Source organism: Bradyrhizobium altum (assembly GCF_020889705.1).
GTDB lineage: Bacteria > Pseudomonadota > Alphaproteobacteria > Rhizobiales > Xanthobacteraceae > Bradyrhizobium > Bradyrhizobium altum.
Map to the genome: position 1 here is coordinate 1 of NZ_JACMYP010000371.1, position 6726 is coordinate 6726.

Consider the following 6726-nt stretch of genomic DNA (forward strand, 5'->3'; position numbering starts at 1 on the left):
CCACCGGAGCGTCGGCGCCGGGCGCGGCGGCTGTCGGTGACGGCGTCGCGGAGCTTCCGGGAGCGGCGCCGGGAGCAGCACCAGGGGTCGCCTGCGGTGCCGGCTTCAACAGTTCGGCCTGGCGCTGCGCCTCGCGCTGCTTCTCCATCTGCGGCACGTTATAGAAATATTGCCAGGCGATCAGGACGAGGCCCGACAGAATGACGGCGATGATCGTGTTGCGGTTGTCGGACATCTCTCAGGGTCTCGTCATTCCATTCGGATTGGGAGCGCTCTTGTTACCCGCCTTGTTGTTACCCGTCTTGGGCGCAGGCCGGTCGAGGCGGCGCAGCGCCGACCGCAGGTCGTCAATCATGGTCGCAAAGTCGCGGGTCAGCGCGTCACGACGGCCGACTAGCACATAATCATGGTGCGGCCGCATGAATACGGCATCGACCCGTCTTATCACTTCGCGAAGCCGGCGGCGGATGCGGTTGCGCTCGGTCGCGGTGCCGTTCTTCTTGGTGACGGTATAGCCGACGCGGATCGGGCCCTGATCGTCGCGACGACGGCCCTGCAGCACAAAAGCTGCGGTATTCGCCCGTGCGCCATTGGCAACGGCGAGGAAATCCGCCCGCTGCCTCAGCCGATCCATAATGGGTATCTCCGGAGAGGAGACGTCCGGGCTCAGGCGCTCAGGCGCTTGCGGCCGCGCGCACGGCGCGCAGCGAGGACCTTGCGGCCGCCGGCCGTGGCGAGACGGGCGCGGAAGCCGTGACGGCGCTTGCGCACCAGTTTGCTGGGTTGATAAGTCCGCTTCACGGGTAATTCTCCGCTGACCGGGCAATTTGCCGTTGTATTGAGATGGAGTCCGATGATGCTGGCAGGCCCAAGCGAGCCGATTACGGCCCCAAATGAGCCGCCCCCGGTCAAGAACCGGGCCATCGCGGACAGTTGGCGCGGCTTATAAGCGAGCGCCCTGTTTTCGTCAATGTCACAAGGCGTCGCAAAGAGGCTTCTTTGAAACGTCGCAATTGGGGCGAATATAACTGTTTTCGCGGGGTTTTTGCCGGTGAGGAGCGCTTTGGGGCGTTCGGGGAACCGCCGACATTAGCGATCCGTAATTTGACCGGCTTGGGGGCCGGGCCGCATCTTCCGACCCCTAAGCCAAACAAGGCCTTATCTTGTGGCTCTAACTGACGATCAGGCGACCGCGCAGAAGCAGCGGCCCAAGCCGCCCCTTCGGCTCGGGCTGTCCGGCAAGCTGTTGCTGCTGACGATCCCCCTGGTGATGATCGCCGGGCTCCTGATCTACGTGCCAGCGATCGCCAACTTCCGGATGAACCGGCTCAATGACCGCCTGGCTGCCGCCAACACCGCGGCGCTGGTGCTCGATGCCGCCCCGTCCGGCCTGGTGCCGGATTCGCTGGCGCGGCAGATCCTGACCAGCATCGGCGCCCGCGCCGTCGCCATCAAGCTCGGCCAGCAGCGCCGCCTGCTCGCCAGCGCCGACCTGCCGGCCGCGATCGACCATGATGTCGACATGCGGGCCATGACGGTGTGGTCGGCGATCGTCGATGCCTTCGAGATCATGCTCGAGCACGGTGACCAGACCATCCGCGTGGTGGGACCCGCGCCGGGCCAGGCGCAATTCATCGAGGTCGTGATCGACGAGAAACCGCTGCGGCAGGCGATGTACCGCTTCTCGCGCAACGTGCTGGTGGTCGCGCTCCTGATCGCCGGCCTGACCGCCGGCCTGGTCTATCTGGCGCTGCATTATCTGTTCGTCCGCCCGATGCGGCGGCTGACCGCGAGCCTGGTCGGCTTCCACGAGAATCCGGAGAGTTCGGCGCGAATCATCGTGCCCAGCCAGCGCGGCGACGAGATCGGCGTTGCCGAACGCGAGCTCTCCGACATGCAGCGCGACCTCGTCTCGATGCTGCATCAGAAGAGCCGGCTTGCCGCGCTCGGGCTCGCCGTCTCCAAGATCAATCACGACCTGCGCAACCTGCTGGCGTCCTCGCAACTGCTGTCGGACCAGCTCGCCAGCGTGCCCGATCCGCGGGTGCAGCGCTTCGCGCCGAAACTGCTGCGCTCGCTGGAGCGCGCCATCGCCTTCTGCCAGTCGACCTTGTCCTATGGCCGCGCGCAGGAGGCGGCGCCCGACCGCCGGGTGATCATGGTGGAGCCTGCGGTTGCCGAGGTGCGCGAGTCTGCCGGGCTTGCAACCGATGTCTCGATCACCTGGATCAGCGCGATCGAACGCGGCCTCACCATCGACGCCGATCCGGACCAGCTGTTCCGCGTGCTGCTCAATTTGGTGCGCAACGCGACGCAGGCCCTGGAAAGCCGGCAGGACAGCGATGGCGGAGCCCAGCAGATCCGCATCACCGGCCGCCGCGAGGGCACGGTTGCGATCATCGAGGTCTCCGACACCGGCCCCGGCGTGCCGGCCAAGGCGCGCGAGCATCTGTTCGAGGCGTTCCAGACCTCCGGCCGCCCCGGCGGCAGCGGGCTCGGCCTTGCGATCGCCGCCGAGCTGATCCGCGCCCATGGCGGCCATATCCATCTGGTCGAGGGCACCATCGGCGCCACGTTCCAGATCTCGATCCCGGATCGCCCGGTGGAACTGCTGTCGGTTCGCAGCGAGCGGGCCAGGGCCTGAGGCCTTTCCGGTAACCCAGGGCGGCTTAAACCGCGGCCGAAATTGGCGCTTGCAGACCTTGCCAACCGGACCGGGAGCCTGTAGCTAGAGCGCTCTTTCGCGACGCTCCGGGGCTCCCGGAGCCGTGCGGGCTTAAGCCCCACCGCGAAAAAGGCGCCCGTAGCTCAGCTGGATAGAGCATCAGACTACGAATCTGAGGGTCGGACGTTCGAATCGTTCCGGGCGCGCCATTCAACTTTGTTTCCATTGGATTTTTCGCGGTGCGTGCCGGGCTTGCTATCCGCCAAGGGCATCGGCCGCGCCGCGATTTCCAGTTGTCGGGGTGTCGCGGCCATCAAATGTTTGTGCGATGCGGCATCATCTTTGTTGCATTGCAACAAAGTGAGCCTACCTCTGCTCCTCGAGACCCATCGAGGGAGCCTTCAAGTGACCAAGATTTCCCTTTCCATCATTGCCACCACCCTCGCGATCGCGAGTGCAACGGTCGCGTCCGCCGCCGAGCTTCCGACGTTCGAAGCCGCCGGATTGCCGATCTCGCCGGTGCAGGCTGGCGTGCTTGGCGCCGCCAACGTCCACGAGCAGGCAGCGGCTGCCGCGACGGCGGCCACGCCGCATCAGCTCCACGTCCTGACGCCGCGAAGCAAGGTCACGACTGCACGGGCTTCGGTCCGGGCGGACCGCTCGCTGCCCTAACCGGCATCGCCGAACCCTTGGAGAGAGCCCGCGACGACGTTGCGGGCTTTTTCGTCCCGCACAAGTCGCGGCGTGCTTAAACAGAATTGAGCTCGCGAGTAGAACGATCAGCTCCGTTATCTCCGGGCCAACGGTTTGCCATAGCCGCCGCGCAGAAGCAGCAAACGCGTCCGACATTTTTGATCGAGCAGGCAGTAGCCGCAACAACCGCGACGGCCCGTCAGAATCGGGCTCAAGGAAACCCTGCTTGCGCGCGCCCGACCGTTGAGAAAGGTTTTTAGCTTATAGGGGACGGAGTGTTTTTATTCCTTTTGTCCATCCTATTGAATCGGCGAGTCATCCCTCATGCCGAGTGACATCGCAAACGCCGTTTTTTACGTGGCGGTATTTCTGGGCATCGTCTATGGCAGTCGCATCCTGGAAAAAAGTGGCCGATTGCGGACGTTCCTTACCCCGAGTTTCGTGATGATTGGCTCGCGGTGGTCGTGAGCCTCGGGTTGTCGCACATGCTCGCTCCGATCGCGGCGATCAGCGCGGGCGCAATTGCGAGCTATGCTGGTGTCGGTTGGATCAAGTTACCGACCGACGGTTACTGGTGGTACGTCTCTCTCGCAATCGTCGTGGTCGCGCTCGATCTCTACAAGTACACATACCATCGCCTCCAACACGCGATCCCGTTTCTTCGGGCGATGCACTCGTTCCATCACAGCGCGAACGGCGTTACGTTCATTACCGGCGGTCGGCATTTCTGGTTTGAGAGGGTGCTGTCCGACGCCTTCCTTCCGATTATGGCGATCTTGTTTCGCGTCCCGCCGGACATGGCGATAGCTGTCGGATTTATCTTCTTTATCCCCGATACATGCGCCCATCTCAACGTCCGCATCCCGCTCGGCCGGTTTGTGACCTGGGTCAACAATCCGCAATGGCACCGGATCCATCACTCGATCCATCCCGAGCATCGCGACAAGAACTTTGCAGCCTTCTTCCCACTCCTGGACATTCTGTTCGGCACCGCCTGGGTGCCGAAGCCGGACGAGTATCCTGCAACGGGCCTCGTGCCTGCCGAGCGAGTGGACATCATCAACAGTGTAGCCTGCATCGTCTGCAGTGCCCTGATCCTGGGGGGCCTCGGTGCGACCGTGCACGCGCAGACGCCGTCGAACTGCAAGGAGCCGCGGGCGGGCACCAGCCGCGTCCCGATGCTGTCGCCGCCGCTCGCCAATGTGGTGACGGGCAAGGGACGGCTGCAATTCTACTCGGCGCCGAATCTTCACTGCCCGATCAGCGGCGTGTTCGTCATTCCGAATGACGAGCTCGTCGCCTGTGCGCAAACCAATGACGGCTGGTCGTCGGTGATGTACCTCAATCGAGGGATGGGCAACGACGTCTCGGGTTGGGTGAGGTCGGCGAGACTGAAGGTAACCGGGACCATCGCTCCAAAGTAGCACGCTGGCGCTGGTCGTTGCGCAGATTGTCGCGGTGCCGTCGGTTGCCGCCTTCTCGCTGGCCCGCGGTGACAATTTCATCATGGAAGGATTGACGCCCGTCCTCATCGCCTACGCGCTCGCGTTTGTGGTGTTCCTTGCGGCCGTCAGGTTCGACCGGCCGCGTTCGCTGCTGCTGTCGCGGATCGGGCTGATCAGCTATTCGATGTATCTGCTGCACTGGCCGGTGGACGTCACGGTCTACCGGTTCGTGCCATTGACCGGACAGATCGGCGATATCGCCACCATGCTGATCTGCGCCGGCCTCACCTTGCTGGTATCCTGGTTGGTCTACCGGCTGGTCGAGCGCCCGATGATCATGTTCGGGCGCGCGATCGTGTTCCGGTATGGCGTGGCGGGCCGGCCGTAATGCATGCGTAAAGCGGCGTCAGTGGATCGCCGCGTACATGATCTTCTCCTCGGTCGCCTCGACTGCGGAGAATTCCTCGACCACCTTGCCCTGGCGCGAGACCAGGATGCGGTCGGAGAGGGCCATGATCTCGGGCAGATAGGATGAGATCACCACCACCGCCTTGCCCTCGTCGGCAAGCTGGTTGATCAGCTCGTGGATCTCGACAATGGCGCCGACGTCGACGCCGCGGGTCGGCTCGTCGAAGATGATCAGCTCGGGTTCCTGCACCAGCGACTTGGCGATCACCACTTTCTGCTGGTTGCCGCCTGAAAGCTCGACCACCCTGGCCTCGTCTCCGATGGCGCGGACCTTCAGCCGCTGGGTCCAGGTCTTGCCCACCGTGTTGGTCTCGCGCCGCGACAGCATCATCCGGCCGGCGGGAAACTTCGAGAGCAGGCCGAGATAGATGTTGCGGGCGATCGAGGCGGTCTCGAAGAACCCCTCGACCTTGCGATCCTCGGTCACATAGGCGATGCCGGCCTTCACCGCCGGCGCCGGAACCCGGTAGCGCACCGGCTTGTCATGCAGCAGGATCTCGCCGCCATGGAAGAAGTCGCGCTTCAACACGCCGGATACGATCTTGAAGGTTTCGGTGCGGCCGGCGCCGACCAGGCCGAACACGCCAGTGATCTGCCCGGCGAACACCGACAGCGAATTGTTCTTCACCATCGGCGCCATCTTGAGATTCTGCACCGTGAGCACGCGCGCGCCGGCGGGCCGGACGCTGGTCTTCCTGGCGCCGTATAGCGTGTTGGAGAGGTCGCGCCCGACCATCGCCTGCACGATCGCCGCCCGGTCGAACTTCGCCGCATCGTCGGTGACGACGTGCTTGCCGTCGCGCAGCACGGTGATCCGGTCGGCGAGCAGCAAGGCCTCTTCCAGCGCGTGCGAGATGAAGATGATCGAGACGCCGCGCTTCTTGAGGTCACGGACGAGGTCGAAGAAATACTTCTTCTCTTCAGGTGTCAGCGATGCGGTCGGCTCGTCGAAGATGATGACCTTGGCCTTATGCAGGACCGCGCGCGCGATCTCCACCATCTGCTTCTTGGCCGCGCCGAGCCCGCTCACGGTCGCGGTCGGCGTCACGTCGAAATTCAGCGACTGCAGGAATTGCTGGGCGGCGATGTAGATGCCGCGCAGCCTGTTGTAGAATTTCTCCTGCCCGAGAAACAGGTTCTGCGCCACGGTCATCGTCGGCACCAGGCTGTTCTCCTGGAACACCATGGCGATGCCGAGATTGCGCGCCTCGAGCGGCGTGCGCGGCGCGACGTCGGAGCCGTCGACCGTCATGCTGCCCGACGTCAATGTCACGACGCCGGCCATCACTTTCGTTAGCGTCGACTTGCCGGCGCCGTTCTCGCCGACCAGCGCGTGGATCTCGCCGCGGCGAAGGTCGAAGTCCACGCCTTCGATGGCGGGCACGCCGGCGTAAAGCTTGGTGGCCTTGCGCAGGGACAGCACGGTATCGCTCATGAGCCGACCTCCTCGGCAAG

At 64.1% G+C, this 6726-nt stretch carries 7 protein-coding genes, 1 tRNA gene and 1 pseudogene; 5 read left to right on the forward strand and 4 right to left on the reverse strand.

The features are described 5' to 3' along the window. The 3 genes and pseudogenes from H8B02_RS43825 to rpmH all read right to left on the reverse strand — a co-directional run. A pseudogene (locus H8B02_RS43825) lies at positions 1-235 on the reverse strand (membrane protein insertase YidC); the annotation flags it as partial. 3 nt (positions 236-238) lie between these two features. Continuing rightward, the gene (gene rnpA / locus H8B02_RS43830; protein ID WP_229171990.1) at positions 239-634 is read right to left on the reverse strand and encodes a ribonuclease P protein component; all 396 of its coding nucleotides are present in this window, start codon (positions 632-634) and stop codon (positions 239-241) included. Between the two features lie 32 nt (positions 635-666). Then, the gene (gene rpmH / locus H8B02_RS43835; protein WP_008542748.1) at positions 667-801 is read right to left on the reverse strand and encodes a 50S ribosomal protein L34; all 135 of its coding nucleotides are present in this window, start codon (positions 799-801) and stop codon (positions 667-669) included. A gap of 364 nt (positions 802-1165) precedes the next feature. On the opposite strand from rpmH, the gene H8B02_RS43840 reads away from it, so the two are divergent. The 5 genes from H8B02_RS43840 to H8B02_RS43860 all read left to right on the forward strand — a co-directional run bounded on the left by H8B02_RS43840 (position 1166) and on the right by H8B02_RS43860 (position 5191). Further along, complete coding sequence (locus H8B02_RS43840; RefSeq protein ID WP_176534089.1) at positions 1166-2644, forward strand: sensor histidine kinase; 1479 nt, start codon at positions 1166-1168, stop codon at positions 2642-2644. 153 nt (positions 2645-2797) lie between these two features. Next, positions 2798-2874: transfer RNA gene (locus tag H8B02_RS43845), tRNA-Arg, on the forward strand. A gap of 196 nt (positions 2875-3070) precedes the next feature. Next, complete coding sequence (locus H8B02_RS43850) at positions 3071-3337, forward strand: hypothetical protein (RefSeq protein ID WP_229171991.1); 267 nt, start codon at positions 3071-3073, stop codon at positions 3335-3337. A gap of 506 nt (positions 3338-3843) precedes the next feature. Beyond that, positions 3844-4782 carry a sterol desaturase family protein gene (locus H8B02_RS43855; protein ID WP_229171992.1) on the forward strand — a complete coding sequence of 313 codons (939 nt, stop codon included), beginning with the start codon at positions 3844-3846 and terminating at the stop codon, positions 4780-4782. Between the two features lie 34 nt (positions 4783-4816). Continuing rightward, the gene (locus tag H8B02_RS43860) at positions 4817-5191 is read left to right on the forward strand and encodes an acyltransferase family protein (RefSeq protein ID WP_229171993.1); all 375 of its coding nucleotides are present in this window, start codon (positions 4817-4819) and stop codon (positions 5189-5191) included. Positions 5192-5209: 18 nt separating this feature from the next. On the opposite strand, the gene H8B02_RS43865 is transcribed toward H8B02_RS43860, so the two are convergent. Continuing rightward, positions 5210-6706, reverse strand: a complete 1497-nt coding sequence (locus H8B02_RS43865) for a sugar ABC transporter ATP-binding protein (RefSeq protein ID WP_229171994.1) — start codon at positions 6704-6706, stop codon at positions 5210-5212. Positions 6707-6726: the final 20 nt, after the last annotated feature.